23 protein-coding genes are annotated in these 24,678 nt (G+C 62.8%); 9 read left to right on the plus strand and 14 right to left on the minus strand.

Annotation, left to right across the window (positions count from 1 at the left end; genetic code table 11):
* Nucleotides 1-28 precede the first annotated feature (28 nt).
* Nucleotides 29-2,293, plus strand: coding sequence for a LysM peptidoglycan-binding domain-containing protein (locus tag JAO73_RS21110; RefSeq protein WP_233169337.1), 2,265 nt, complete (start codon nt 29-31; stop codon nt 2,291-2,293).
* Between the two features lie 228 nt (nt 2,294-2,521).
* A complete protein-coding gene (gene dnaE / locus JAO73_RS21115) occupies nt 2,522-6,235 on the plus strand; it encodes a DNA polymerase III subunit alpha (protein WP_198979244.1) in 3,714 nt (1,237 codons plus the stop codon).
* A 68-nt stretch (nt 6,236-6,303) separates the two neighbouring features.
* Here dnaE and JAO73_RS21120 read toward each other — a convergent pair whose 3' ends face one another.
* Nucleotides 6,304-7,104, minus strand: a complete 801-nt coding sequence (locus JAO73_RS21120) for a T9SS type A sorting domain-containing protein (RefSeq protein ID WP_198979245.1) — start codon at nt 7,102-7,104, stop codon at nt 6,304-6,306.
* Between the two features lie 277 nt (nt 7,105-7,381).
* Between JAO73_RS21120 and trxA the strand changes: the two genes are divergently transcribed.
* Nucleotides 7,382-7,711, plus strand: coding sequence for a thioredoxin (trxA, locus tag JAO73_RS21125; protein WP_046244603.1), 330 nt, complete (start codon nt 7,382-7,384; stop codon nt 7,709-7,711).
* Between the two features lie 80 nt (nt 7,712-7,791).
* Here trxA and JAO73_RS21130 read toward each other — a convergent pair whose 3' ends face one another.
* On the minus strand, nt 7,792-8,172 hold the full coding sequence (locus JAO73_RS21130) for a hypothetical protein (protein ID WP_198979251.1): 381 nt from the start codon (nt 8,170-8,172) through the stop codon (nt 7,792-7,794).
* Between the two features lie 303 nt (nt 8,173-8,475).
* Between JAO73_RS21130 and JAO73_RS23160 the strand changes: the two genes are divergently transcribed.
* Both JAO73_RS23160 and JAO73_RS21140 read left to right on the plus strand, forming a co-directional pair.
* Nucleotides 8,476-8,934 carry a hypothetical protein gene (locus tag JAO73_RS23160; RefSeq protein ID WP_233169333.1) on the plus strand — a complete coding sequence of 153 codons (459 nt, stop codon included), beginning with the start codon at nt 8,476-8,478 and terminating at the stop codon, nt 8,932-8,934.
* A gap of 134 nt (nt 8,935-9,068) precedes the next feature.
* Nucleotides 9,069-10,364 (plus strand): aminopeptidase P N-terminal domain-containing protein, encoded by a 1,296-nt coding sequence (locus JAO73_RS21140; protein ID WP_198979255.1) that lies wholly within the window; start codon nt 9,069-9,071, stop codon nt 10,362-10,364.
* Between the two features lie 75 nt (nt 10,365-10,439).
* Here the strand turns inward: JAO73_RS21140 and JAO73_RS21145 are convergent, their stop codons facing one another.
* The 8 genes from JAO73_RS21145 to JAO73_RS21180 form a co-directional block, all read right to left on the minus strand.
* Nucleotides 10,440-10,994: a DUF4252 domain-containing protein gene (locus tag JAO73_RS21145; protein WP_198979257.1), complete on the minus strand. Its 555-nt coding sequence runs from the start codon at nt 10,992-10,994 to the stop codon at nt 10,440-10,442.
* Between the two features lie 160 nt (nt 10,995-11,154).
* Nucleotides 11,155-12,753, minus strand: a complete 1,599-nt coding sequence (locus tag JAO73_RS21150; RefSeq protein WP_198979259.1) for a hypothetical protein — start codon at nt 12,751-12,753, stop codon at nt 11,155-11,157.
* A gap of 103 nt (nt 12,754-12,856) precedes the next feature.
* Complete coding sequence (locus JAO73_RS21155) at nt 12,857-13,267, minus strand: EVE domain-containing protein (RefSeq protein WP_198979260.1); 411 nt, start codon at nt 13,265-13,267, stop codon at nt 12,857-12,859.
* 115 nt (nt 13,268-13,382) lie between these two features.
* Nucleotides 13,383-14,747, minus strand: a complete 1,365-nt coding sequence (locus JAO73_RS21160; protein ID WP_198979261.1) for a DUF3570 domain-containing protein — start codon at nt 14,745-14,747, stop codon at nt 13,383-13,385.
* A 20-nt stretch (nt 14,748-14,767) separates the two neighbouring features.
* Nucleotides 14,768-14,965, minus strand: coding sequence for a DUF4266 domain-containing protein (locus JAO73_RS21165; protein WP_394354896.1), 198 nt, complete (start codon nt 14,963-14,965; stop codon nt 14,768-14,770).
* 63 nt (nt 14,966-15,028) lie between these two features.
* Complete coding sequence (locus JAO73_RS21170; protein WP_198979262.1) at nt 15,029-16,063, minus strand: FAD:protein FMN transferase; 1,035 nt, start codon at nt 16,061-16,063, stop codon at nt 15,029-15,031.
* Between the two features lie 111 nt (nt 16,064-16,174).
* Nucleotides 16,175-16,807: a thioredoxin family protein gene (locus JAO73_RS21175; protein WP_198979263.1), complete on the minus strand. Its 633-nt coding sequence runs from the start codon at nt 16,805-16,807 to the stop codon at nt 16,175-16,177.
* Between the two features lie 234 nt (nt 16,808-17,041).
* Nucleotides 17,042-17,464: a hypothetical protein gene (locus JAO73_RS21180; RefSeq protein WP_198979264.1), complete on the minus strand. Its 423-nt coding sequence runs from the start codon at nt 17,462-17,464 to the stop codon at nt 17,042-17,044.
* 139 nt (nt 17,465-17,603) lie between these two features.
* Here JAO73_RS21180 and JAO73_RS21185 point away from each other — a divergent pair, with 139 nt between their 5' ends.
* Together JAO73_RS21185 and JAO73_RS21190 are read left to right on the plus strand one after the other, a co-directional pair.
* Nucleotides 17,604-19,355, plus strand: a complete 1,752-nt coding sequence (locus tag JAO73_RS21185) for a DNA polymerase/3'-5' exonuclease PolX (RefSeq protein ID WP_198979265.1) — start codon at nt 17,604-17,606, stop codon at nt 19,353-19,355.
* Nucleotide 19,356: 1 nt separating this feature from the next.
* Nucleotides 19,357-20,418 (plus strand): glycosyltransferase family 9 protein, encoded by a 1,062-nt coding sequence (locus JAO73_RS21190; RefSeq protein ID WP_317191266.1) that lies wholly within the window; start codon nt 19,357-19,359, stop codon nt 20,416-20,418.
* Here the strand turns inward: JAO73_RS21190 and JAO73_RS21195 are convergent.
* From JAO73_RS21195 to JAO73_RS21205, 3 genes are read right to left on the minus strand one after another with little or no spacing between them, the layout of a single operon-like run.
* Nucleotides 20,415-21,131, minus strand: a complete 717-nt coding sequence (locus JAO73_RS21195) for a pirin family protein (RefSeq protein WP_198979267.1) — start codon at nt 21,129-21,131, stop codon at nt 20,415-20,417. The two genes, JAO73_RS21190 and JAO73_RS21195, sit on opposite strands and share 4 nt — an antisense overlap.
* Complete coding sequence (locus JAO73_RS21200; RefSeq protein WP_198979268.1) at nt 21,109-21,642, minus strand: hypothetical protein; 534 nt, start codon at nt 21,640-21,642, stop codon at nt 21,109-21,111. The genes JAO73_RS21195 and JAO73_RS21200 overlap by 23 nt, the downstream gene beginning before the upstream one ends.
* A 21-nt stretch (nt 21,643-21,663) precedes the next feature.
* Nucleotides 21,664-22,398: a dioxygenase family protein gene (locus JAO73_RS21205; RefSeq protein WP_198979269.1), complete on the minus strand. Its 735-nt coding sequence runs from the start codon at nt 22,396-22,398 to the stop codon at nt 21,664-21,666.
* 218 nt (nt 22,399-22,616) lie between these two features.
* Here JAO73_RS21205 and JAO73_RS21210 point away from each other — a divergent pair, with 218 nt between their 5' ends.
* Nucleotides 22,617-22,883, plus strand: coding sequence for a UBP-type zinc finger domain-containing protein (locus JAO73_RS21210; protein WP_198979270.1), 267 nt, complete (start codon nt 22,617-22,619; stop codon nt 22,881-22,883).
* Between the two features lie 3 nt (nt 22,884-22,886).
* Nucleotides 22,887-23,291: a hypothetical protein gene (locus tag JAO73_RS21215; protein WP_198979271.1), complete on the plus strand. Its 405-nt coding sequence runs from the start codon at nt 22,887-22,889 to the stop codon at nt 23,289-23,291.
* Between the two features lie 63 nt (nt 23,292-23,354).
* Here the strand turns inward: JAO73_RS21215 and serS are convergent, their stop codons facing one another.
* A complete protein-coding gene (serS, locus tag JAO73_RS21220) occupies nt 23,355-24,629 on the minus strand; it encodes a serine--tRNA ligase (protein ID WP_198979272.1) in 1,275 nt (424 codons plus the stop codon).
* Between the last annotated feature and the right edge of the window lie 49 nt (nt 24,630-24,678).

Here is a 24,678-nt window from a genome sequence, read left to right on the forward strand (position 1 = left end):
TCCAGTTGCCTTAATGCTCGTGCTGAGCATGTTATTCGTGAGCCGCCTGGCGGCCCAGTCTGCCGTTTCGGCCCCGCGCCCCACCGTGCCTGCGGCCTTCGACGTGGCCGGCCTGCACCTGGTGCTAAACCCCGAGGCGCAGCGCCTGGTGCAGCAAAAGGCCGACGGCCTGAGCCGGCACCAGCCCTCGTTTCAGGCCCGCGTGGACCAGGCCGATGCCGCGTTTCCGATTATCGACCGGGTGCTGAAGGAAGAGGGCGTACCGCTCGATTTCCGCTACCTCGTGCTGCAGGAAAGCGCCCTCATCGGCGACGCGCAAAGCGTACACGAGGCCGTGGGCTACTGGCAGCTCAAGCGCGAAACCGCCACCGGCCTGGGCTTGGTGGTGAATGACGAAGTGGACCAGCGCAAGCACCTAGTGGCCAGTACCCGCGCCGCCGCCCGCTACCTCAGCCAGAACAATAAGCCGCTGCACAACTGGCTCAACGCCCTGCTCAGCTACTACACCGGGCCCAGCGGCGTGCAACCCTACACCCTGCCATCGGACTTCGACGCCACCGAAATGGCCATCACCGAAGCCACTTCGCCCTACGTGCTGATGTTTCTGGCGCACAAGCTGGCCTTTGAGCCGTTCTGTGGCTTAAACCCCGCGCCGCCCCTGCGCCTGCAGGAGTTCCCCGCCGTGGCCGGCCAAACGCTGGAAGCCCAGGCCCTGGCCCTGCACGCCGACCCCGCCGCCCTGGCCACCCACAACCGCTGGCTGCTGGCCGCCGCCGTGCCCGCCGACCGCGCCTACACCCTGGTGGTGCCCGTGGGCGACGTGACCCAGGCCGCTGGCATCGCGGCCAACCAGCGCCTGCAAGCCAACGGCGAGTTGCTGAATATGCCCGCCGTGAGCAACAACACCGCCGAAGTGCGCCTCAACAACCTGCGCGCCCTCGTGGCCCTGCCTGGCGAAACCACCGCCGACCTGGCCCGCCGCGGCCACCGCCGCCTGGGCGAGTTCCTGCGCGACAACGAGCTGAAAGCCTTCGATGTGGCCGTGACCGGCCGCCCGTATTTCCTGGAGCGCAAGCGCGACGTGGGCCCCGTGGAATACCACGTGCTGCAGCCCGGCGAAAGCATTTTCGACGTATCCCAGAAATACGGCATGCGCCAGAAAGCCGTGCTGAACAAGAACCGCATGGCCCGCAACGAGGAGCTGCGCCCCGGCCGCCTGCTGTGGCTGCAGCACACCCGCCCCCGTGAAACCGCCGTGGAGTACCGCAGCCTGGCCGAGTCGGTGGCCCTGGAGCGGCCCAGCGTCGACGCGGCCACGACCAACACGGACGTACTGCTCGACCAGGCCAACGCCCCCGTGGCCGAGCGCCGCAGCACGGCCACTGAGAGTGGCCAGGTCAAGATTAAAACCAAAGTCAAAACCGAAGACGGGAAAATCAAAACCAAGCGCGTGGTGACCGATGAGGCCGACGGGTGGGGCGAAACGCTGTCGACGGCGTCAGCCGCAGCCACGCCGGCGGCGTCGGCGTCCGTTTCGGCACCTGCCCCCGCGCCCGTAGCACCACCCGCCCCCGTGCGGCAGCCAGCTCCAATTGCGGCGCTGCCCCCGCCCGCCCCGGCACCCGCTTCGGAGCCGCTGGTTGACGAGCCGACTCCGGTGGCTCCGGCGCCGGTTCCGGCAGCGCCCGCGCCAGTGGCATCGCGCCCGGCTGTGGAATACCGGCCGATGCCCACGCCGGCAGAAGCGCCTGTGTTGCCGGCTCCCACGCCGTCGGCCCCCGCGCCGGTAGCATCTGCCCCCAAGCCTGCGGCCTTACCTGCGGCGCCCGTTGCCCCTGCCACGCCCGCGGCCTTGCCTGCCACGCACCGCGTCGAGGCGCATGAGTCGGTGTATTCCGTGGCCCGCCGCTACGGCCTGCCCCCGGCAACGCTCATGGCCCTGAATAACCTGACGCCGGCTTCCGGGCTGGTCATCGGGCAAGTGCTGGTGCTGAAGGCCGAGGCCGCGCCAACGGCTGCGCCAGCCGCTACGGCTCCCGCGCCACGGCCGGCTCCTGTGGCCCGTCCGGCGGCTGCGGGCGCCAATCCGGCGCTGTATGTGCCCAAAGCGGCAGCCACGGCACCCCCAGCCACTGCCTCCGCCACCCTGCACACCGTGGCCAAAGGCGAAACCTTGTACAGCATTGCCCGCCTCTACAAAGTCACAGTGGCCGACCTCAAAGCCTGGAATACCAAAACCGACGACACCGCCAAAGTGGGCGAGGTGCTGCAGGTGCAAGCTGGCGCTAAGTAGCACAACCGCTGGCCCGAACGGGTAAAAATCACCATCTGAAGCCATCGGTGCGTTGCGCATCGGTGGCTTTGGCTTTATAGGGCTGCCTAAGGATTTGCCGGCAAGCCAAGCCAGGATGCGCTGCAAAAACGCAGCGCTCAGGGAATCAGACGGCAGCAAAATGGGGTTTGGGAATGCCTGCTCGCCGGGGGTATCTTTACGATTAGCCCGTTCTTCACGCCCTGTCCTATGCCCGTTTTCTCGCACCTCCACTCGCACACGCAATATTCCCTGCTCGACGGCCAGGCCAGCATTTCGGCCCTGATGAAGAAGGCGCAGAAGGACGAGATGCCCGCCGTGGCCCTCACCGACCACGGCAACATGTTTGGGGCGTTCAACTTTGTGGCCGAAGCCAACAAGTACAACGTGAAGCCCATCGTGGGCTGCGAGTTTTACCTGGTAGAGGACCGGTTCAAAAAGACGTTCAGCCGCGAGAAAGGAGAGAAGGACAACCGCTACCACCAACTGCTGCTGGCCAAGGACCAGGCCGGCTACCACAACCTGAGCAAGCTCTGCTCGCTGAGCTTCATCGAAGGCCAGTATTCCAAGTTTCCGCGCATCGACAAGGAGCTGCTGGTGCGCTACCACGAAGGCCTGATTGCCACGTCGTGCTGCATTGGCGCCGAGATTCCGCAGACCATCCTCTTCGGCACTGAGGCCCAGGCCGAGGAAAAGCTGAAGTGGTGGCTCGACCTGTTTGGCGAGGACTACTACATCGAAATTCAGCGCCACGGCCTGATGGATTTCGACGGCACCGGCAAAAGCCAGGAAGACGTGAACCAGGTATTGCTGGGCTTTGCGAAGAAGTACAACGTCAAGGTCATCTGCACCAACGACTCGCACTACGTCGACCAGACCGACTACGCCGCCCACGACCTGCTGCTGTGCGTGAACACCGGCGAGGAGCACAGCATCCCGGTCGGCGACATCCGCACCAATTACTACACCCTGATGACGGGCAAGGGCGAGGTGAAATACGACCTGCTCGACAACCTGCGCCGCGACCACAGCCGCGACGAAAAAGCCCAGCGCCAGCTGCGCCGCATCGACGAGGAGCTGCAGAAACCCAAGCCCCATACCCGCTTCGGCTTCGCCAACGACCAGTTCTTCTTCAAGACCCAGGCGCAGATGAACGACTTGTTCTTGGACGTGCCCGAGAGTGTGGACAACACCAACGAAATCGTTGACAAAATCACGCCCCCGAAGCTGGCGCGCGACATTCTGTTGCCCAACTTTCCCATTCCCGCGCCCTTCGCCAACGCCGACGAATTCCTGCGCGAGTTGACCTACGTGGGCGCCTTCGGGCCGAGCGCCGGCACCGGCACCGTGACGATGACCAAGCCGCCGCGCTACTCCGAGCGCACGCCCGAAATCGAGGAGCGGCTTGATTATGAGTTGCGCATCATCCAGACGATGGGCTTCGCGGGCTACTTCCTCATCACCCAGGACTTCATCAACCACGGCCGCAACATCGGCGTGGCCGTGGGCCCGGGCCGGGGCTCGGCGGCCGGCTCGGCCGTGGCTTACTGCGTGGGCATCACCAACATCGACCCCATCAAGTACTCGCTGCTGTTCGAGCGTTTCCTGAACCCCGAGCGCGTGTCGATGCCCGATATCGATATTGACTTTGACGACGTGAACCGCCAGAAAGTCATCGACTACGTGGTGGATAAGTACGGCAAAACCCAGGTGGCCCAGATTATTACCTTCGGCACCATGGCCGCCAAGTCCTCTATCAAAGACGTGGCCCGCGCCATGGAGCTGCCCCTGCCGCAGACCAACGACCTCACCAAGATGGTGCCCGACAAGCCCGGCACCACCCTAGCCGGCGCCTTCGCCGAAAATCAGGAGCTGGACATGATTCGGCGCGACGAGTCGGCCGACAACCTCAAGGGCCAGATTCTGCGCTTGGCCACCCAGCTGGAGGGTTCGGTGCGCAACACGGGCATTCACGCGGCCGGCGTCATCATCGCGCCCGACGACATCACGAAGTACATCCCGGTTTCGACCTCGAAGGACTCCGACTTGCTCGTGACGCAGTTCGACGGCAAGGTGATTGAAAGCGCCGGCATGCTGAAGATGGACTTTCTGGGTCTTAAGACCCTGACCATCATCGTGGATGCTCTGAACCTCATTGAGCGCAACCACGGCGTGAAAATCGACATCGACGAGATTCCGCTGGATGATGAGAAGACCTACGCGCTGTACCAGCGCGGCGATACCATCGGCACGTTCCAGTTCGAATCGGAAGGCATGCGCCAGTACCTCAAGGACTTGAAGCCGACCAACATCGAGGACTTGATTGCCATGAACGCCCTCTACCGGCCGGGCCCGATGCAGTTTATTCCGAACTTCATCAACCGCAAGCACGGCCGCGAAGAGGTGGAGTACCCGCACGAGCTGCTGAAACCCATCCTGGAATACAGCCAGGGCATCATGGTGTACCAGGAGCAGATTATGCAGACGGCCCAGATTCTGGCCGGCTACTCGCTCGGCGGCGCCGACTTGCTGCGCCGCGCCATGGGCAAGAAGGACATGAAAAAAATGGCCTTGGAGCGCGAGAAGTTCATTGAAGGCGCCAAGAACCTGCACAACATTCCCGCCAAGAAGGCCAACGAAGTCTTCGACGTAATGGAGAAGTTTGCCGAGTACGGCTTTAACCGCTCGCACTCGGCGGCCTACTCGGTGGTGGCCTACCAGACGGGCTACCTGAAGGCCAACTACCCGGCCGAGTACATGGCCGCCGTGCTCACCAACAACATGGGAGACATCAAGAAGGTGACCTTCTTCATTGAAGAAGCCCGCAAGCAGGGCGTGCCCGTGCTCGGGCCCGACGTGAACGAAAGCTTGCTCAAGTTCAACGTGAACCAGGAGGGCGCCATCCGTTTCGGCATGGGCGCGGTGAAGGGTGCGGGCGAACTCGCGGTGGAAAGCATGGTGCAGGAGCGCGAGAAAAGCGGCGAATACTCCGATATTTTCGACTTTGCCAAGCGCGTGAACCTGCGCACCGTGAACAAAAAAACGTTTGAAAGCCTGGCCCAGGCCGGCGCCTTCGACGGCTTTGGCAAGCACCGCCGCCTCTACCTCGACGCACCGCAAGGCGACCGCAACCTAATTGAGAAGGCCATGCAGCTGGGCCAGCAGCACGCCGCCGCCAAGGAGTCGGCACAGCACAGCCTGTTTGGCGCAGGGGCTTTCGGAGCGGTGGCCGCGCCCATGCCCAAAATCCACGAGATGGAGCCCTGGAGCAAAACCGAGCAGCTGCGTCGCGAGAAGGAAGTGGTGGGCTTCTACCTCTCGGGCCACCCGCTCGACAGCTACAAGCTGGAACTGGACGCTTATTGTACCTGCGGGCTGGAAAAGGTCGACGAAATCAAGAACAAGGAGATGGCCGTGGCGGGCCTCATCACCAACGTGTTGTTCAAGACCACCAAAACCGGCCAGCCGTTTTGCACCTTCACCCTCGAAGACTACGAGACGAGCATCAACCCGGCCTTGTTCCGCGACGACTATACCAAGTTCGCGCCCCTCATCAACCCGCGCAACTACCCCAACGAGCAGGTGCCGCCCATGTACGTGCGCCTCAAGCAGGAGCTGCGCCGCCACACCCAGGACCAGTGGGACCTGCGCATCCTGACCATGGAGCCGCTGGCCGACGTGGCCGAAAAACGCAGCAAAGGCGTGCGCGTGAAGCTGGACCTGCGCACCGTGACCGGCCCCATGCTCGACCGCCTGCAGGACGCCATCGACCACGCGCCGGGCTCGAAGCGTCTCGAAATTCAGTTCGTAGAGCCGCACGAGCACTTGGCTGTCGACATGTTCTCGCGCAAGTTTCAGATTGAACCCAAAACCTTCATCGAGAAGATGCACGAGATGGAAATGGAGGTGTGCACGCTGATTTAACAGGCAGCTCTAAAAAAGCAAAGGGCCGCTCTCAGTAAGAGCGGCACTTTGCTTTTTTAGGCAGTGATTCAGTCTTGTTTCTCAAGCCGGCCCTGGTAAGTGGCTTTGGGGGTGACGACGCGGTAAAAGTACTGGCCTGCCGGCAGCGCAGAAAGGTCGGTTTGCAGCGGGGTCAATTCGCCACGTTGGTAAACCTGGTGCTTCTCGGTGCGCACCACTTTTCCCGCGGCCGTGAGAATGGTGATTTCGGCCGTGGCCGGCAGGGGAGCAGGCAGCGCAAAAGTGAGGACGTTTTGCGCCGGCTGCGGGTAGGTAAGTAGGGAAGCATTGTCAGAGGCCATGAGAAACGGCGCAGCCGAGCTGCTGGTGGTCATGCCATTCTGCGTAAGGGCCCAGTTCATGCCGGCCGATTTCACCACCGAGAAGGGTTGTTCACGCAATGCTTCTTGCACTTCGTAATCGTCGCTGCCCGCCGGCAGGCACAGCAGAAACCAGTTCCACCACGGGTCGGGTAGCAGTGGCTGGCCGCTGGCGTCCACCAATAGTGAGTCGGCGGGGGTAGACCGGGCTATCATTTTAATGGCGTAAACGCTGCTTAAATCGAAGCCCAAACGGGCTTGCAGCGCATTGGCAACGGCCGGTTTGAGGAATGTGTGCAGTGGGCCTTGGTTGCCATTGGGGTTGCTCACGGCTCCCAGGTTGATGACGGAAGTGCCAAATTGCACCAGCAACTCGTGATTTTTGCGAATGGGCCGTCCCAACGAATCATACACCCATGACTGGGGTGGCCGCTGGGCCCATGCTACACCCGTGTTTCCGAGCAAAACCAGGGTTACCAGCAAACGAAAGAAGGAGTAGGTGTGCGGCATAATGGTGGGGTGGTGGAAAATAAATGTATGAATGTTTACATTACAAAAATCTTGCCTCGATTATCCTGTTTCTTCATTGCAGGTGAAGCAGGCAAAGCGTTTGCCTGCCAAACAAGTCCTTTCGCCGAGGAACTCAGGCCATTCGCGTCGGCGAGCAGACACGAAATCCTTCGGGCTGAACTTTCCCCGGCCCATCATGTTAAGCATCCAATATCTGCTACCTTGCGGCCCCTTTGGCCGTACCGCCAGAGCATCATTAACCCCAACCCAAATTGAAATGGGACACAAAGCAATTGAAATTACCGACGCCAACTTCGACGAAATCATTGGCGGCGACAAGCCGGTTCTGGTAGACTTCTGGGCCGAGTGGTGCGGCCCCTGCCGCATGGTAGGCCCCGTGGTAGAGGAGCTGGCCGGCGAATACGAAGGCAAAGTGGTAGTTGGCAAAGTCGACGTCGACGCCAACCCCCAGACGTCGATGAAGTTCGGCATCCGCAGCATTCCCACGCTGCTGGTGTTCAAGAACGGCCAGATTGTCGACAAGCAAGTAGGCGCTGTGCCCAAGCACGTGCTCGCTCAGAAACTCGAAGCCCAGGTAACGGCCTAACGCCCGTTGCACATTCATAGAAAAAGCCCCTTGCCGCGTTGGCAAGGGGCTTTTTTGTTGGGGTGTTGTGGTGTAGATGGCTAATCGTGGGTGTGGCTGCGGCGGGCGCGGGCGCTCAGCTTGGCGCGCGTTTTCAGTTGCTTTTGGTGCGAGTGCAGCTGGCGCTTCAGCTGGCGGGGCGAGGTCACGGTTTTGCTTTCTTCCATGCCCAGCACCACCAGCATCAGGTGCTCGAGCTTGTTGCCCAGGCGGTGCGATTTCACCGAAAGCTTCTTCATTTTGGAAACCTGCTTGGCCGCCGCGGCTTGCTCGCGGGCGGCCGCTTTGGCGGCTTTGCGCTCGGCTTTGGCTTCGGCTGGGTTTTCGATGAGCAGCGAATGGGGCAAAGAGGCCGATGCAGCAGCGGGGTTGAGGAACAAAAGCCCGCTGGCGGCCAAGACGGCGTAGAAGTATTTTTTCATCGAGCAGGGAGGGGAAACGTGTGAGAGAATTGACCTTGAAGTGCACTAAAGTAGGTATCAATACCATATTCGCAAAATATAGTGATAATAAATCCGGATATGTTAAAAAAATACAAAATGTGGCCTTTTTTAGCCTGAATATGTCCAAAGCGTGAGCAGTCTACGGTAGCGCTTGCCAGACCAAGCAAGTCGCAGAGATAACCTGCACTGGCAGCCTGTAAAAAAGCCTACATTGCCAGCCAACTACGCGGCACTTGCTTTCGTACTGGGCTCATCTTCTCACCCTTTCATTCACTCTTTTTTATGAAGCGCATTTTCGGATTACTCGTTTCGCTGGGCCTGCTGGGCGGCTCGGCTGCTCTGGCCCAAACCCCGGCCACGGCTCCGGCCACCGCGCCGGCCGCTTCCACGATGAGCACCAGCACGTCGCAAACGACCACCCGCGCCACCCAGACGCCCGCCACGCGCACGACTACCAAGTCGAGCACGATGACCAACCCGGTGGGCATGTCGAAGTCGAGCACCACGACCAAGAGCGCGGGCACGATGAGCAAGTCGAGCACCATGACCACGCCCTCGGGCACGACCAAAACCTCGTCCACGTCGAGCAGCACCCGCATGAAGGCCGACGGCACCGCCGACATGCGCTACAAGGAAAACAAGATGACCAAAACCACCGGCCCCATGAAGGCCGACGGCACGCCCGACATGCGCTACAAAGCCAACAAAACGACCGTGAAAACGACCAAGACCAAAATGTAGGCCGTGTCTTCACAACGCCGAAAAGCCCTTGCCATTCCTGGCGAGGGCTTTTTTGTGCGCTGGGCCCGGCACCGAACCGGCTCACTACAGCCGCCGGGCTAACTTGCGCTTCCCAATCCCAACCAACCCTTCCCATGCGCTACGCTCCCCTTGCTCCCGAGCTTTTTGTGGAAAACCGCCGCCGCTTCCGCGAACTGCTGCCGCCGGCCTCGCTGGCCATTTTCCAGTCCAACGACATCATGCCGACCAACGCCGACGGCACCATGGCCTTCCGGCAAAACAACGACCTGTTCTACCTCAGCGGCGTCGACCAAGAAGAAAGCATCCTCGTCATTTTTCCCGACGCGCGCCTGCCGCAGCACCGTGAAATCCTGTTCCTGAAGGAAACTTCCGAGCACATCCTCATTTGGGAAGGCTACAAGCTGACCAAGGACGAGGCGCGCCAGAACTCGGGCATCCGCACCATCATGTGGCTCGACAGCTTCAAGTCGGTGCTGCCGGCCCTGATGAACGAGGCCGAAAACGTGTACCTCAACTCCAACGAGCACATTCGGGCCGTGGTGGAGGTGGAAACACGCGACGCCCGCTTCGTGAAAATGCTGCAAAGCCAGTACCCGCTGCACACCTACCGCCGGGCCTCGCGCCTGCTGCACCAACTGCGCGCCATCAAGAGCCCCGAGGAAATCCGGGTGATGCGCCAGGCCTGCGACATCACGGGCAAGGCCTTCCGGCGGCTGCTGGGCTTCGTGAAACCGGGCGTGTGGGAGTTCGAGATTGAAGCCGAAATCGTGCACGAGTTCATGCGCAACCGCAGCCGCGGGCCGGCCTACGGTAGCATTGTGGCCAGCGGCAAAAACGCCACCGTGCTGCACTACACCACCAACGACAACCAGTGCCAGGACGGCGACGTGATTCTGCTCGACTTCGGCGCCGAATACGCCAACTACGCGGCCGACCTCTCGCGCAGCATCCCAGTCAACGGCAAGTTTACCACGCGCCAGCGGCAGGTCTATGAGTCGGTGCTGGCCGTGATGGCCTTCGCCAAAACGCGCCTCGTGGCCGGCAACGAGATTGAAGAATACCACCGCCAGGTGGGCGAATGCATGGAGCAGGAGCTCATGAAGCTCGACCTGCTGAACGCCTCCGACGTGAAGAACCAGGACCCCGCCGCGCCACTCTACAAGAAATACTTCATGCACGGCACCAGCCACTACCTGGGCCTCGACGTGCACGACGTGGGCTACAAGTACCGCACCTTCGAGCCCGGCATGGTCTACACCGTCGAGCCCGGCATCTACATCCCCGAAGAGGGCCTAGGCATCCGCCTGGAAAACGACATCCTCATCACCGCCTCCGGCAACGAGGACCTGATGGCCGACATTCCGCTGCAAGCCGATACCATTGAAGATTTGATGGCTGCCGGCCGATAGAGCAGGGCTGCCAAACACAAAAAAGACCGTCGTGCTCAGCACGACGGTCTTTTTTGTGGCATTGAGGGGCAAATGTTATTTGCCGGTGGCCTGCACAATCTGCGGCAAGTATTTGCCTAGGGCCTCTACCTGCGATTTGGTAAAATTGCCCTGCACCGACACCAGCACGAACGAGTCGGCCACGTCGGGCAGGGTGCCCAAGGCCGCAAACTCCGAGACGCTGTTGCCGGAGCCGCGCGTGGAAATGGCGTAGTTGCTGCCCCCAAAACCGGCCGTCGAAAGCGGGTCATACTTGTTGTTTTGGAGGATGCCAGCGGCCTCGCCGCGCAAGCCCTCGGCGGCCAGCTCCTTGGCGGAGGTGGTGGTGGGGGCGAAGCTGATGACTTTGGCCGAGCGAATGCCGGTGATGGCGTTGGTGAGGTCGGAGCCGCCGAGCAGCTTGGCGGCCTTCACCAGGGCCAAGCGTTGCAGCAGGTCGGCCGACCATTCGGTGGTTTTAAAGCCTTCACGGCCTTCGTATTTGGAAAAGAAGGAGGCCACGGTGCGCGCCGGGGTGCCCGGCCCGCCGGCCCGGCAGCCCGCCAGGAGCAAAATGAGAAAAAGAGCGGAGAAACGGAGCTTGGTAATCATGCGGCAAAATGGGTGAGAAGAAACAACCTGGGCGGCTGGTGTGGGGAAGTACGACGAAGCCCGCCCTGCTGTTCGCTGCGGCCAGGCGGGTGCGGAGGGTGCCGGCACCAAAAAGCCCCGGTACCGTGCGGCACCGGGGCTTTTTGCCGGGTGGCACTTTTCAAAACGCTACCGAATTCAAAAAGAATACTTCCCGGTCGCGGCCGTGCTCCACGCGCACTTTCTGGTAGCCTACGGCCACAAACCGGCTGCCAAACCACGGCAGCAGGTCGGCCTGCGAGGTGTCGGCGGTGCGTTCCTGGGCGGGGGTGGTACCATCGTTGCCGGTCTGAATTTCGACCTGACTGTCGTTAGGCGCGTCGTCGGCGCGGTTTATCACTTTGTAGCGCAGCTTTTCCTCGTCGAGGTATGCCAGCACGAGGCGGCCATCGGGCAGGGTCTGGAGGCGCACGGCTTCTTCGAGCTCGGCCCGGCGCAGGTTTTCCACCACAAAGGTGTTGTCCCAGAGCAGGGCGCCGGAGCGGTCGAAGCCGCACACCACGGCGTGCGTGGTCTGGTAGCCGTCGAAGATGCGCGAGCCGGCAAAGGGCGACGTGCCGAACTGGTTGCCCAGGTTGTTGAAGGGCCCGGAGTAGCTGCCGTAGCTGTTGTAGCGGTAGTGGGGGTAATACACCTCGGCCACCAGCACGTAGCCGCCGTCGGGCTGGGGCATGAGCTCGTGCAGGAGCAAGCGGTAGTGCCAGCGCGTGGGCGCGCTGGAGCGGGCCAGGCGGCGCGCGGTGCGGGCCCGCAGGCGGGCTTGGCGCGAAGGCTTGAGGTAATCGAAAAAGTGCTTCAGGTGGAGGAAATCGTAGAAGCGCAGCGGGGCCTTGGCGCCGGGCGTGGCGGGGGCCAGGTCGGTGGCGAAGAGGCCCTGGGCGTAGTCGAGGCCGCGCAGTGAGTAGGTGCCCATGAGCAGGCGCGCGGCGGTATCCTGCGGGGGCGTCACCTGGGCGGTGAGGAGGCTGCGCTCGCTCTCGGCCTGCACAAACTCGGACTTCACCAGTTGGCCGCGGTCGGTAAGCTGCTTGAGCAGGAGGCGACTTTTGCGGCCGTTGGTCTGGCTCAGCACGTACTCGGCGCGGCGGGTGGCGGCATCGGCCACGAAGGTGAGCTGGGTGGGCAGCTGCTCGTACACCGAAGGCAGGTACTGCATCTGGCCGGTGGCCACGTCGAGCAGCAGCGCCGTCACGTGCTGCTGGTCGTTGAGCAGCACCGTGGCAAACAGGCGGCCGTCGAGGGCCTTCAGCTCCACCACTTCGCGGCTCAGCTTGGTGTCGAACTGCTGGGTGTGCACCTGGCCCAGGCGCCCGCTGTAGGCCGCGGCCCACAGCCGGCCGGTGTTGCTGTGCGAAGTAAACAGCGCGTACACCGTGGTGCCCTCGGCGCACATGCGCGTAAAATCAAACTCGGTGGGCACGTCCAGCGGCGTTTCCTGGCGCAGGCGCAGGTGGCTGTCGTACTGCTGAAAGGAAAACTTCGTCTTGTTGGACAGCAGCTTTTCGCGGCCCACCAGCAGCACCACCGTGCTGTCGGCGGGCACGGCCTGCACGTGCACCTCGCTGTCGCTGGGTTCGAGCGGCAACTCGGTGCGGGCCGTTTGGCGCGGGGCATTGGGCGGCGGGGGCGGCGGGGCCTGCCCGCGCTTTTGGGCCAGCGCGGGGGGCGCGGCCGCCAGCGCCCAGCCCCAAATCAGCAGAAAAATATAGCGGAGTTTCATGCCCGTGCGCTCGGAAAAAGCAGCTGGAAATACCACTCCAACGAGCAGTTGCTTGGCTAAAGTTACGCCCAAAATGGCCGGTTTCGTGCCCACGCGGGGCGTTTTATTTCGCGCTCAGCGACAGCACCGCGTCGAATTCCTCGGGGCGCACGGGCAGCACCGACAGGCGCGACTGCCGCAGCAGGGCCAGCTCGCTCAGGCGGGCATCGGCCTTGAGCTGGGCCAGGGTCACGGGCTGGGGGAGGGGGCGCACGGGCCGCAGGTGCACGGCCACCCACGGCGACCCCGCCTCGGCGGTGGCATCGGGGGCGGCGGGGGCGGCTACTTCGGCCACGCCCACCACGGCTTTTTCGCTCACGCTGTGGTAAAACAGCACCAGGTCGCCGGGCTGCATCAGGTTGAGGTTGTTGCGGGCCTGGTAGTTGCGCACGCCGGTCCAGGCGGTGCCGTCTTCGGCCAGAAAGGTGTTCCAGGAATACGCTTCGGGTTCGGATTTAACCAGCCAGTGTTTCAAGTGGTGAGTTGGTGGGTGAGGGAGGTGGTGAATTGATGCTACGGCCGCGCAATTTGCACAAGCCAAACAGCAAACTCACCAACTCACCCCTCCATTACCCCGCTACGCCACTAGCTTACAGCGCAAAGCCCAGGTCAAAGCTCACGATGTTGGCTTTGAGGTCGGGCCGGTCGGCGGGGCTGTAGAGGCTGGCGCCGGTTTGCTGGTAGTTGGCGTAGCGCAGGTCAAACGACTTGAGGCGCATGACGTGGGGCCGGCCCTGGGCGTCTTGGCCCGGCACGCGGAACCGCGTGATGCCGTACACCGGCGAGTAGCGCAGGCCCAGGCCAATTTTATTGGCCGAAAACGCCGCCAGGTCGTAGTCCGACGTGTAAAATTCGTTGCTGACGGAGTGCTGCGCGAAGGGCGCAAAGTAGGTGGACGCCGTCTGTGTATGGTAACGGTAGAAGGGGTACAAAGCAAAAAACTGCGTCACCTTCACCGGCAATTCTACTTCAAACGTGTGGGCCCGGATGCCGAAGTTGTCGTTATAAAAGCGGTAGAAGCCGCGCACCTGCACCAGGTCGGTGGCGTAATAGTTCAGCCGCAGGCTCACGGGGTACTTGAAGCGCGAGCGGGGCAGGTTTTCCACCCGCGCCGCCGTAGGAAAGTGCGTAGAGAAGTCGCCGCCCAGCGTGGGCGCCGTATTGGCCACGGGGTTGTCGCGGAAATACACCCGGTGGAAGGGCGTGCTCAGCAGGCCGTTTTGCGACACCAGCTCGGTGCTCACGGCCGCTTGCAGGCGCTTGGTGAGCACCTGCGAGTAGGTGGCGGTGAGGTTGTAGGTCTGGCGCTGGTCGGAGCCGTTGTCGCCCTTGCCCGTGGTAGAGCCTGTCGAATAGCCTGACCGCAGCTCCAACGGTAAAATCAGCGTCACCCGGTCGAAAAACACCTGGCCGGCCAGGCTCAGCTGGCGGTTGCCATCGCGCGAGGTTTTGGCGAAGGAGGCGGCCACATTGGTAGAGAAATAGTCGTACTCTTTCGACACGCCCGCGCCCGCGCCCCAGATGGTGCCGGTGTACTTGTGCTCGCGGGAGTAGCCGAAATCGCCGTGGTAGCGCACGTCGTGGGCCGAAGGCGTGCTCAGCGCAAAGTCAATTCGGTCGGTCGAGGCCGAGGCGTAGAAGTCGGCGCCCACGTTGGCGGTGAGGCGGCTCACGGTATCGAGCGGCACGTTCACGATGATGGCGGGGGGCACGTCGGTGAGCTGCTGGGTGCCGCGGCCGCCTTCCACGGCGCCGTGGCTGCCGTCCTGCTGGTAATAGCCGCCGATGATGTCGATGGTCGTTTCGTCGGCGGCCCGGTTGGTGGGCACCGACGGGCTCACCGGCGCGCCGTAGCCGTCGATGCGGTTCGGGTTTTGGGTGGTGCCGGGGTTGGTCTGGGCCAGGGCTGGGGTGGCCAGCGCCGCCAGGGCCAGAAGGGTAAGGATGTTTTTCACAGGAGAAGTAATATCGGCCGCTAGTTGCAGCCACAGCCGCCGCCCACTTTGCCGCCGTTGGCGCCGCCGGCGCCTTCGCGGTAGCTCTCGAAGTTGGTTTCAGGGGTTTCCACGGTTTTGCTGGCCAGCTTCATGTCCTCGTCGTTGAGGTACACTTTCTGGTAAGCCGCCACCGATACGCAGCTGGGCAGCGCCGCGCCCAGCGGAAACAGCACCAGCGCCAGGGCCAAGCGCGGGCGGGAGAGGAGCAAAGGCTTTTTCACAATCGGTAATACGCTAAATCAGGGACGGGTGGCGGTGCTGCCGTGATAATAATTGAGCTGCATGCCCTTGGAAACCAGCGTGCGGTTGTCGTCGGTTATCAACGTGCAATCAACGTGTTGAAGTCCGTTGATAAAGGCCAAACCGGCGGTTGGGCCTTTCACGAAGACGACTTCGTCCAATCCATCGGCCAGCTCCACGTCGGGGCAGATGATGGTGACCGAGCGCAGGCCGACCGACGGGTAGCCGGTGTGCGGGTTGATGATGTGCCCGTACACCTGCCCGCCCACCGTGAAGTACTGCTCGTAGTTGCCGGCCGTCACCACGGCCACGTCAGTCACGTCAATCCAGGCGGCCACGCTGCGCGGGTGGTCGGGGTCGCCGATGGCCACGCGCCACAGCGAGCCGTCGGCCTGCCGGCCCCAGCAGTAGATGTCGCCCGAACCGTTCATCAGCCCGCCCTTGATGCCCATTTTATCGAGCACCTGTTTGGCGCGGCGCAGGCCATAGCCCTGCAGAATGCCCGCCAGGTTGACGCGCATGCCCTTCTCGGGCAGGAAAACGGTGTGCTGGGCCGCATCGAGCTTGATTTTTTGCCAGCCGATGCGCCGCACCGAGGCCCGCACCGCGGCCGAGTCGGGCAGGCTGGCGTGCGCCTGCCGGTCAAACTTGTATAGCTTGTCGGCGCTGGCAAAGGTGATGTCGAAGGCGCCGTCGCTAAGCTGCGACAGGCGCAGGGTGCGATTTATTAGGTCAAATGTTTCCTGAGAAACCGCCACGGGCCGCACGCCCGCCAGGCGGTTGATGCGCACCACCTCCGAAGTAGAGTCCCAAAACGACATGAGCCGGTCGATGCGCCGCACTTCAAGCAAGCCGGCCCGTAGGGCCCGCTGCCCGGCCGAGTCGTTTTCGGCCACCACCGTGAAGGTGAAATGCGACCCCATGAGGTGGGCGCTGCGCGTGAAGGTGTGGCGCGGCGCCCCCGTCTGGGCACGGCCGGGCACGGCGCTCAGCAGCCCCAGCAGCAATAAAATCAGCAGCGGTTTGGCAGGCACTGGCGGAGGAACGGAACTGTAGAGACGCGACACTTCGCGTCTCGGCGTTAAACGGAGAAAAGCCAAACGGATACGGACGGCGCGGACGCCGAGATGCGACGTGTCGCGTCTCTACAGCGTGGGCACCACCTTCTTCAGGTAGGCTTCGAAGGCCGTGGGGCCGCCGGCGATGTAGCCGGTTTTGGCCAGCACCTTGCCCTCGGGCGAAATCACCACGGCTAACGGAAACTCGCCCTCGCGGTTGAGCTGGGCCGCGGCCGCTTCGTTGAGCTTGAGCTGAGCGGCGCTGGGCTGGTTGCGCTTCTGGCGCGGGAAGTCGAAATGGGCCAGCACCAGCTTGTCTTTGGCGTAGGCCGAAAACTCGGGCTTGGCAAACACTTCCTGCTCGTACATGATGCAGGGCTTGCACCAGTCAGAACCCGAAAAAACGGCCAGGATGGGACGGTTGGTGGCTTTGGCCTGGGCTTGGGCGGCGCCCAGGTCGGCGAGCCAGCCGGCGGCTTCCAGGTTCGGGGCCGCCTGCACGGCCTGCGGCGCCGAGGCCACCGGCGAGGTGGGCTGTGGGGCGGCCACAAGGCCCGTGGCTTTGGTTTTGCTCACGGTGCCGTCGGCGGCCGTGGTTTTGGCCTTGAGCTTGTCGTCTTTGGCCTTCAGGGTGGTTCTTTGGGCAAAGGCCGGGCTGATGCTTAGGGCCAGGCCCAGCGTGAAGGCCGGCAGCGTGCGAAGGGAGGTGCGGAATGACATGCGGGAAGGAATTAGGAGAAGAGGCTTGAAGAACAGCCGACTGCCGCCGTAAGGTTCTTACGTGCGGCCCCGGCCCCGGCTGGCCCCTTGGCAACGACTGTGCCGTGCTCCAGCAAAGGAGTTCGGCCCACATGAAAGCGCCGTGAATTTTCGGCCCAAACGCCGCTCACTTTCAAAAAGGAATCGGCGAACAAAGGCCTGCGCACCGCCGGGCAGCGCCCGCGGCTCCGTGGCTCAGGGCTTCGAATTGGCCACTCGCCGCACTTTTAGCACTTTGTTTTCGACGGATACTACTTCCAGGGTGTAATCGGGCTCCTGGCCCTCGGTGAGGTGAATGCGGACCCTGTTTTCGCCTTCGAGGACCCAGGTGCCGGGGCGGCCGGCCAGGCCGTCGGTGGGCGCAATGTCGAATTGCTCAAAACGGCCGTACGACTTGAACGCGAAGCCCGTGCGGCCCCGCGAAGGCGGAAAGGCATAGGTGTTGGGACGGTACACCAGCGTGTCGCCCCGGTCTTCCTCGCGCGAGCTGAGCCAGGTGCCTTCGAGCTGTTTCATGGAGGCGGGGGAGGAAACGATGACGGGCTTGCGCTGCTGGCAGGTGGCCGCCAGCAACAGCAGCGACAGCGGCAGCAGCCGCAGGTACGAAGGAAAAAGCATAAGCCGGGCAAAAAGAGTGAGCACGCCAAGGTAAGGCGTCTCAGGCGCCTACGCAGAAACGGCCCGGCTGGCCGCGGCCTCACCTTTCCGCGTAAGCAGCCCGGTACGCTACTTTCGTTTTCCCAACAACTACTTCCCCGTGGATAACCGCGCCCTGACCCGCGCTTTTCAGCTGGCTGCCCAGCTGATGGAGCTGCACGACGAAAACCCCTTTAAAATCCGCGCCATCGAAGGCACCGCCAATGCCCTCGACGCGCTGAGCTTCCCGGTGTCGGAAGTGGAGCGCTCGGGCCTGCCCGACCGCACCGGCCTGAGCAAAACCGCTGCCGCCAAAGTGGCCGAGCTGCTCGACACCGGCACGTTTTCGGACCTGCAGCGCCTGCTCGACATCACGCCGCCCGGCGTGGTCGAGATGCTCAAAATCAAAGGCATCGGCCCGAAGAAAATTCGCAGCCTGTGGCGGGAGCTGGGCATCGAAACCATCGACCAGCTGCGCGAAGCCGCCGAAACCGACCAGGTAAGCAAGCTCAAAGGCTTTGGCAAGAAAACCCAGGAGTCCATTCTGGAAGCCCTGGATTTTGCCGGCCAAAGCCAGGGCAAGGTGCTCTACCCCCAGGCCGAGCAGCTGGCCGCCGACCTCGCTCAACGCCTGCGCGAGGCCCTGCAAACCGAACAAGTGGCCGAAGCCGGTGAGCTGCGCCGCCGCCTCGAAATCGTGGAAACCGTGCGCCTCGTGGCCGCCACCGAGCAGCCATTGAAAGCGCACGAGCTGCTGAACTCGCTCGACGGCCTCACCGCCGACCCGCGCCGCTCCGGCCCCTTCGCCTGGCGCGGCCGGGCCACCGAATCGGGGGTGCAGGTGGAAGTGTTGGTGGTGGCGCCCGAAGCCTTCGCCACTGAGGTTTTCCTGAACTCGGCCGCCAATGAGCACCTCGACGAAACCCTGCCCGGCGTGCAAGGCGGGGCGCCCGCCACCCTGCGCCAGTGGGCCCGGCGCGAGAAATTCCAACAGGAAGAAGCGCTCTACGAGAAGGCCGGCCTGCAATTCGTGGCGCCCGAGCTGCGCGAGGGCCTGGGCGAAATCGCCCTGGCCGCCGAGAAAAAGCTGCCTCGCCTGCTCGAAGACGGCGACCTGCGCGGCTCCCTGCACAACCACAGCACCTACTCCGACGGCAACCACAGCATCCGGGAAATGTCCACTTGGCTGCGCGACCACGGCTACGAGTACCTGGGCCTGTGCGACCACAGCCAGGCCGCCCACTACGCCAACGGCCTCGGCCCGGAGCGGGTGCGCCAGCAGCACCAGGAAATCGACAAGCTGAACGCCGAACTGGCGCCGTTCCGCATTTTCAAGGGCATTGAGAGCGACATTCTCGGCGACGGCTCGCTCGATTATTCCAACGACGTGCTGGCCTCGTTCGACTTCATCGTGGCCTCGGTGCACTCCAACCTGAAAATGGACGAGCGCAAGGCCACCGACCGCCTGCTGCGCGCCATCGAAAACCCTTACACCACCATGCTGGGACACCCCACGGGCCGCCTGCTGCTGCGCCGCCAGGGCTACCCGATTGATTACAAGGCCGTCATCGACGCCTGCGCCAAGCACCAGGTCATCATTGAAATCAACGCCAACCCCTGGCGCCTCGACCTGGACTGGCGCTGGGTGCGCTACGCCCTGGACCAGGGCGTGCAGCTCAGCATCAACCCCGACGCCCACCACACCAACGGCTACGAAGACATGCGCTACGGCGTGCTCATGGGCCGCAAGGGACTGTTGACCAAAGAAATGACCTTCAATGCCAAGTCCGTGGACGAGGTGGCAACGTATTTCGCCGAGCGCAAAGCCAACATCAAGCCGCCGCTGGAATACAAAAAGTCCTTGTTTGAATAGCGTGAAAATTCTCGTTCTCCGCTTCTCTTCCATTGGCGACATCGTGCTGACCACGCCGGTGGTGCGGGCGCTGGCCCAGCAGGTGCCCCAGGCGGAGGTGCATTTTGCCACCAAGCCCGCCTACCGCGGCCTGCTGTTGCCCAACCCCTACATCAGCAAAGTGCATTGCCTCACCGGCAGCCTGGGCGAGCTGGTGCGCGAGCTGAAAGCCGAGCAGTTCGATTACATCGTCGACCTGCACAACAACCTGCGCACCCGCCTCATCAAGCTGCGCCTGGGCGTGCCCAACCACAGCTTCGACAAGCTCAACTTTCAGAAATGGCTGCTGGTCAACTTCAAAATAGACCGGCTGCCGCGCGTGCACATCGTGCAGCGCTACCTCGAAGCCGCCGCCCCGCTGGGCGTGCAGGACGACCGCAAGGGCCTCGATTATTTTATTCCGGCCGGGCAGGAAGTGGACGTGACCATGCTACCCGCGCCCTTCCGGCGGGGCTACGTGGCCGTGGCCATCGGCGCGCAGCACGCCACCAAGCGCCTGCCCGTCGACAAGCTGATTGAGCTGTGCGCCAAGCTGGCCCGGCCCGTGGTGCTGCTGGGTGGCCCCGAGGACGAAAGCATCGGCCACGTCATCGAGCAGGCCTTTGAAACGCAGGCTGTGGCGACCGAACCCGCTGCTACCGTGCCCGACAGCCCTTATTATTTTCCGGCCAAGCTTGTAGACGCCGACGCGCCCAAAACCTTTATTCACAACGGGTGCGGGCAGTATTCGCTGCACCAGTCGGCCTCGTTGCTGCGGCAGGCGCAGTTTGTGGTAAGCCACGACACCGGCCTGATGCACATCGCGGCGGCTTTTGGCAAGGAGATTTTCAGCGTGTGGGGCAACACCGTGCCCGCCTTCGGCATGTACCCCTACAAAACCGAATTTAAGGTGCTAGAAGTACTGAACCTGCCGTGCCGGCCCTGTTCCAAAATTGGCTTCGAGAAATGCCCGCAAGGCCATTTCAAGTGCATGCGCGACCAAACCCTGGACTTGGGGCTGCCGCCCACCCACGACGGCCGCTAAGCCCCGGCCAGTGCCGGCAACTCCAGCACCAGCATCAGGGCGTCGTTGCTTAGGGCTTCCAACTCAACGTCGGCCACGTGCCACAGGGCCAGCCCGTCTTTCGCGTGCAGCAGCCGGCCCTCCACTTCAAAGGCGCCGGCCAATACAAAGGCAAAAAAGCCAGAACCCGGTATGTTGAGGCGGTAAATGGCCTCGCACCGGCCATCGAAACGGCCCAGGCTCACCCTGGCAGGAACGGTACCCACCGGGGTTGGCGCCAGCGGCAGCAGGCAGTTGTGCAATTCCTCGAAGCGAAATGCGACCCGGTGCGCTGCCGGCGTGGCCACGGGCTCATCCGCCAGCAGCCAGATGTGCAGAAAGCTCACCAGCGCATCACTGAATGGGTTTTGCACGTGCAGTACGCTGCCAGCGGGCACCGCCAGCACCACCAGCTCTTCCACGCTCACTGTCGTTTCGGGGGCAGCGGCGCACCGTAGCGTCACGGCCCCGGTGATGGGAACGACGAGGACGTGCGAGGCCTCCGCCACCGTGAAATCCAGCACGTGCTGCCCGGCCAGGGTCTCTTCGTTGAACCCGTACAGCCGCCCGAACGGCCCTTTGTGCGGGTGGGCAAACGGCCCAAAATTGAACGTGCTAAACCGCCGGAATCGGTCGGATTCGGCCACACCTCGCTCGTCGGCCAGAAATATTTTACCTGGCGTTTGCGGCAGCATCGGTTTCGGGCGTGAGAATGGAATAAATGCTGAGGAAGGGCTGCAGCGGCACCAGATGAATCAGCACCTCGCCGCCGGAAGCGGACGCCGCCACCGGCGACACCAGCAGAAATTGGCCCACGGTGTCGTGCCACCGCAGCGGCTCCGAGACGAAATTGACCGCGACCTGATGCTTGCTTTGGTCCTGCAAGTCGGAATTAATCAGCTCGAACTGAAACCGATGGAAGCGCAGGAACTGGCGGCCCAGGTTGTCGGAAATGTCGGGCATCCGCTCGTTGAGCTGTTGGAGGTAGCCCGTCACCGCGCCGCTCACCAAGAAGTGCAGCCGGTCGGCGCCCGGCACGTAGTGCAGCATTTCGCCAACGGTGCGGTAGCGGTTTTCGGGGTTGAAATTCTGTGCCTGCAGCCGGAATTCTGCGTAACTGTCGTTCCACACCAGCTTATCCCAGGGCTTGGCAGCGCCGGCATCCATGATTTTGCGGTAGCACAGGGTGATGGTGCGGTTGGGCATACGCTTTGGTTAAGCAATGGACTACGCCGGTACGCTCAGCGCCCAAGTCAGCTCGAAGCCGGCCGTGGTGCTGCCGGTCACGGTGGCCAGCTCCAGGGCCACGCCGTCGCTGAACACGTTGTCCTGGGCGTTGGCGGTGTAGCCGCTCAGTCCTTTGGCGTAGCCGTTCACGGCGGCCACGGCCGTGCCGATGCCTTCGGGGAAGGCAATCTGCGTCACTTTCAGCGAGGTGCCTGTGGCCGAGTACACGTGCACGTGGATGTGCGTGGCGCGGCCCGAGTACCAGCCGGGGAAAATGCTCTTGAACGTGACCTTGCCGCTGGCATCGGTCACTTGCCGGCCGCGCAGGAAGTGCACCGACTGGTAGTTGGTGGCCTGCATGCCCGTGCCGCCGTATTCCGAGTAGTTGCCCTCGGCGTCGCAGTGCCAGATGTCGACCAGGGCCCCGGCCAGCGCCGCGCAGCTGGCGTTGCTGTTGCTCACGGTGATGTTGATGGTGAGCCCGTAGCCGGTTTTGCCGTCCGTGATGTCGCTGCGCAGGTACGAGGCCGGCGTCTTGGTGGGGAAGGGGCCCTCGGTTTCGGTGGGGGCCACCGTGCAGCTGCCCGAGCCGCTGCTGGTGCCGCCCGTGGTGGTGCCCGAGCCGGTGGTGGCGCCGCTGGCGGGCGAAACCGTCTCCTTGCTACAAGCCGAAAGCAGCACGGGCGTGGAGGCAGCCCCCAGCAGCAGGCTTTTCAAAAAATATTTTCTTTCCATGACGTTGAGGGAATGGGTAAGCTGATGCCGCGGAATGCCGCCGCAAACGGACAATCCAAAATTGCCTTTCAGCATTCCCATTCCTTTCCCTCAATCGCCGGTTGTCGGTTTCAAGTCGACGGTTTCGCGGTCCAGCTCGCGGAATGCGGAGTTGTAAATTTTCAATCCGGAGTGTTTCGTACTATTACCCATTCGAGTCCGCCGCCTATCTTCATGCCATGCCCGAGCCCTGCCAACACCTCACCGCCCTCACCAGCCTCAAAAAGGCTCCCTCGCACCTCTGCCCCGAATGTGTGGCCCTCGGCGACACCTGGGTACACCTGCGCACCTGCCAGGAGTGCGGCCACGTGGGCTGCTGCGACAACTCCAAAAACAAGCACGCCACCAAGCACTTCCATGCCACGCAGCACCCCGTCATTGCTTCCGCCGAGCCCGGCGAGCGGTGGCTCTGGTGCTACGTGGACGAGGAGATGGCCGAGTATTAGGCCATGAAAATGCTCTGGTGCTGGCGCTGCCAACAGGAAATGCCTATGCTGGAAACGGACGAGGCCGCATTGGTGCATAAGGCCCACTGGCATGGCATGCAGGTGGTTGAGGCAGAATACCGTCGCCGAGGCCGCGTATTCAATCCCATGCAGCTTGAGGGCGTGGTCGCACGCCGATTACTGCCGATGCTGGAAATGTACCGGCTGCTGACCGGCTTTGCCGAAACAAACCCCAACGCCGTGTGGCATCACAAAGTTGACGAATATGGGCCACCCTGTCCGCAATGCCACAAGCCGCTTCGGACCGTCGAAGCCCGCTTTTGTGCCGCTTGTGGTTTGGGTCAAGAAGATGCGAAAGCCGATGGGCTTTCACTGGTAAAGCGTCGGACAGAGCTATTCACTAGTTGAAAAAACGCAAAGAGCCTGCTCAATTAAAATTGAGCAGGCTCTTTGCAATTCATGAAGCAAGAGTTACCCGATAATCTTGCCGAACCCGCAGTAGCTGTGCAGCACCTGCGGCAGCTCGATGCCGTCGCTCGTCTGGTTGTTTTCCAGCAGCGCGGCCACAATGCGCGGCAGGGCCAGCGCCGAACCGTTCAGGGTGTGCAGCAGCTGGGTCTTGCCGTCCACTTTGTAGCGGCACTTCAGGCGATTGGCCTGGTAGGTTTCGAAGTTCGACACCGAGCTCACTTCCAGCCAGCGGCCTTGGGCGGCGCTCCACACCTCCAGGTCGTAAGTCAGGGCCGAGGTGAAGCCCATGTCGCCGCCACAGAGGCGCAGCACGCGGTAGGGGAGGCCCAGCTGCTGCAGCAGGCTTTCCACGTGGCCCAGCATGGCTTCGAGGGCCGCGTAGCTGTGCTCGGGCTCCGTGATTTGCACGATTTCCACCTTATCGAACTGGTGCAGGCGGTTGAGGCCGCGCACATCGGCGCCCCAGGAGCCGGCTTCGCGGCGGAAGCAGGGCGTGTAGCCGGCCATGCGCACGGGCAGCTTTTCCACCGGCACTATCTCGTCGCGGTAAATATTAGTCAGCGGCACCTCGGCCGTCGGAATGAGGTAGAGGTCGTCCTTGGCGTCGTGGTACATCTGGCCTTCCTTGTCGGGCAGTTGGCCGGTGCCGTAGCCGCTGGCCTCGTTCACCAGAATGGGCGGCTGCATTTCGGTGTAGCCGGCGTCGCGCGCCTGGTCCAGAAAGAAATTGACGAGGGCCCGCTGCAGCCGCGCGCCCTGGTTTTTGTACACCGGGAAGCCCGCGCCCGTGATTTTCACGCCCAGCTCGAAGTCGATGATGTCGTACTTCTTAATCAGGTCCCAGTGCGGCAGCGCGTCGGGCCCGAGGGCAGGTTTGGTGCCGTGCTCGCGCACCACTTCATTATCAGCAGCACCGCGGCCTTCGGGCACGCTGGCGTGCGGAATGTTGGGCAGCTTGTAGAGCAGCTGTTGCTGGTCTTTCTCTACCTGTGCCAGCTCGGCGGCGGCGGTCTGGGTGTGCTGCTTGAGCTCGGCGGTGCGCGCTTTCAGGGTTTCGGCGCCGGCTTTGTCGCCGGCTTTCATCAGGCCGCCGATTTGGCGAGCCAACTCGTTGGCCTCGGCCTGGGCCGAGTCGTGGCTGGTTTGGAGCTGGCGGCGGCGCTGGTCGAGGTCGAGAATGGCGGCCACGTCGGCGGGGCCGGTGGGGTAGTGGCGTTTGGCGAGGCCGGCCAGCACAAGCTCGGTCTGGTCGCGGAGAACGGAAAGTTGCAGCATAAAACAGGATGTAATGCGGGCAAAGGTCGGAAGAAAATGCAGCCGTGCC

Source organism: Hymenobacter miniatus, assembly GCF_016427455.1.
Taxonomy (GTDB): domain Bacteria; phylum Bacteroidota; class Bacteroidia; order Cytophagales; family Hymenobacteraceae; genus Hymenobacter; species Hymenobacter armeniacus.

Bases quoted from the DNA above. Each gene is read 5' to 3' on its own strand.
- JAO73_RS21110 (WP_233169337.1), top strand. From the start codon at position 29: ATGTTATTCGTGAGCCGCCTGGCGGCCCAGTCTGCCGTTTCGGCCCCG.
- dnaE (WP_198979244.1), top strand. From the start codon at position 2,522: ATGCCCGTTTTCTCGCACCTCCACTCGCACACGCAATATTCCCTGCTC.
- JAO73_RS21120 (WP_198979245.1), bottom strand. From the start codon at position 7,104: ATGCCGCACACCTACTCCTTCTTTCGTTTGCTGGTAACCCTGGTTTTG.
- trxA (WP_046244603.1), top strand. From the start codon at position 7,382: ATGGGACACAAAGCAATTGAAATTACCGACGCCAACTTCGACGAAATC.
- JAO73_RS21130 (WP_198979251.1), bottom strand. From the start codon at position 8,172: ATGAAAAAATACTTCTACGCCGTCTTGGCCGCCAGCGGGCTTTTGTTC.
- JAO73_RS23160 (WP_233169333.1), top strand. From the start codon at position 8,476: ATGAAGCGCATTTTCGGATTACTCGTTTCGCTGGGCCTGCTGGGCGGC.
- JAO73_RS21140 (WP_198979255.1), top strand. From the start codon at position 9,069: ATGCGCTACGCTCCCCTTGCTCCCGAGCTTTTTGTGGAAAACCGCCGC.
- JAO73_RS21145 (WP_198979257.1), bottom strand. From the start codon at position 10,994: ATGATTACCAAGCTCCGTTTCTCCGCTCTTTTTCTCATTTTGCTCCTG.
- JAO73_RS21150 (WP_198979259.1), bottom strand. From the start codon at position 12,753: ATGAAACTCCGCTATATTTTTCTGCTGATTTGGGGCTGGGCGCTGGCG.
- JAO73_RS21175 (WP_198979263.1), bottom strand. From the start codon at position 16,807: ATGTCATTCCGCACCTCCCTTCGCACGCTGCCGGCCTTCACGCTGGGC.
- JAO73_RS21180 (WP_198979264.1), bottom strand. From the start codon at position 17,464: ATGCTTTTTCCTTCGTACCTGCGGCTGCTGCCGCTGTCGCTGCTGTTG.
- JAO73_RS21195 (WP_198979267.1), bottom strand. From the start codon at position 21,131: ATGCTGCCGCAAACGCCAGGTAAAATATTTCTGGCCGACGAGCGAGGT.
- JAO73_RS21200 (WP_198979268.1), bottom strand. From the start codon at position 21,642: ATGCCCAACCGCACCATCACCCTGTGCTACCGCAAAATCATGGATGCC.
- JAO73_RS21205 (WP_198979269.1), bottom strand. From the start codon at position 22,398: ATGGAAAGAAAATATTTTTTGAAAAGCCTGCTGCTGGGGGCTGCCTCC.
- JAO73_RS21210 (WP_198979270.1), top strand. From the start codon at position 22,617: ATGCCCGAGCCCTGCCAACACCTCACCGCCCTCACCAGCCTCAAAAAG.
- JAO73_RS21215 (WP_198979271.1), top strand. From the start codon at position 22,887: ATGAAAATGCTCTGGTGCTGGCGCTGCCAACAGGAAATGCCTATGCTG.
- serS (WP_198979272.1), bottom strand. From the start codon at position 24,629: ATGCTGCAACTTTCCGTTCTCCGCGACCAGACCGAGCTTGTGCTGGCC.